Here is a 1,531-nt window from a genome sequence, read left to right as displayed (position 1 = left end):
CCACGCCCGACCCCCTCGCCCGACCCCCTCGCCCGACCCCCTCGCCCGATCCCACGGCCCGATCCCACGGCCCGATCCCCGGCCCTGCCCCCGACCTCGACCGAGGAGCCCCGGACCCATGCCCGACGAGGCCACCGCACACCGCTTGGTGGACGCGTTCTTCACGCACTGCCACCACTGCGGCGAGCCCGAGGACCCCGACTGTCACGACCGGTCGCTGTGGCGCCTGTACCTCGACCTCAGTCCGGCGACCGTCGAGCGGCTGCGGCTGTGGATCGACGGTGCGGCCGTCCACCACTCCACGCCGGGTGAGCGGGCCGCGCTGCTTCGCTGGCTGGACGCCCTCGCCGCCTGACCGCGCGGGCCCGCCATCCCGGGTGGTTCTCCCCTTCCGCACCGGTTTCCCACCTTTCCGCACCCGCACGGCCCTTCCCCCGCCCGGTCCGCCCCGGCGGGCCGCGCCGACGGCCGGAGCCGCCGTCCGACCTGCGACGACACCGGCGCTACCCTTCTGCTCCAGCCGGAAACCCCGCGGCCGGAGACCGTTCTCGGAGAAAGTCGCGAACCCGTCGCGATTTTTCTGTGATCCGGCCCGCTGCCGCGGGTCTCCGATGCACGGGGCCGGACGGCCGGACGAGTGAGGGCAGCGGATGTACGTGGACGGTGAGGTCGGGACCGCGGAGGTCGTCGCCGCGCAGGCCGGCGACGAGGACGCGCTGGAGAGGCTGCTGACGGCCAGCCTGCCGCTGCTGTACAACGTGGTCGGCCGGGCGATGAACGGTCACAGCGAGGTCGACGACGTGGTCCAGGAGACCATGGTGCGGGTGGTCAGCGGACTGGGCGGGCTGCGTGACCCGGCGTCGTTCCGGTCCTGGCTGGTGGCCGTCGCCATGAACGAGGTCCGCCGTCGCTGGAGCGCCCGTCAGAGTGCGCCCGTCGCGGCACTGGAAGGCCTGGAGGGCACCCGCGAGGTCGCCGACCCGGGCTCCGACTTCGTCGGTCTGACCATCCTTCGGCTCGGCCTGTCCGGGCAGCGCAAGGAGGTCGCCGAGGCCACCCGCTGGCTGGACGAGGGCGACCGCGACCTGCTGTCGCTCTGGTGGCTGGAGACGGCGGGCGAGCTCACCCGGGAGGAGCTGGCCGCCTCGCTGGACCTGTCGCGGCAGCACACGGCGGTCCGGGTGCAGCGGATGAAGGAGCAGTTGGAGGTCGGGCGGGTGGTGGTCCGCGCGCTGTCCGCCGACCCCCGGTGCCCGGTGCTGACCGAGCTGGTCTCCCCCTGGGACGGCAGCCCCGGCGCGCTGTGGCGGAAGCGAATATCGCGGCACACCCGCGGCTGCGCGGTCTGCTCCGGCCACCAGCGGGACCTGATGCCGGCCGAGGGGCTGCTGGCGGGGATCGGCCTGGTGCTTCCGGTGCACGACCTGCTGCCGCCGGACCTGCTGTCGGGGCTTGCCACCCAGGGCTCGGGCGCCGGCGCGGGCGCGGCGCACCCGCTGTCGGGGGCCGGGGGCCACGGCGCGGGGGCGCC

General features: G+C 75.0%; 2 protein-coding genes. Both read left to right on the top strand.

Annotated elements, in window-relative coordinates:
• Nucleotides 1-118 precede the first annotated feature (118 nt).
• The gene (locus AA75_RS19780) at nt 119-355 is read left to right on the top strand and encodes a hypothetical protein (RefSeq protein WP_033821449.1); all 237 of its coding nucleotides are present in this window, start codon (nt 119-121) and stop codon (nt 353-355) included.
• A gap of 295 nt (nt 356-650) precedes the next feature.
• The coding region (locus AA75_RS19775) for an RNA polymerase sigma factor (RefSeq protein WP_033821448.1) at nt 651-1,531 on the top strand (881 nt) is incomplete at its 3' end.

The organism is Kitasatospora sp. MBT63 (assembly GCF_000710465.2).
Classification (GTDB): Bacteria; Actinomycetota; Actinomycetes; order Streptomycetales; family Streptomycetaceae; genus Kitasatospora.
Note: the sequence above shows the minus strand (reverse complement) of the source record. Positions and strands in the feature narration are given on the sequence as shown.

What these genes read in the sequence shown, in the direction of transcription:
- AA75_RS19780 (WP_033821449.1), top strand. Translation starts at nt 119, where the DNA reads ATGCCCGACGAGGCCACCGCACACCGCTTGGTGGACGCGTTCTTCACG.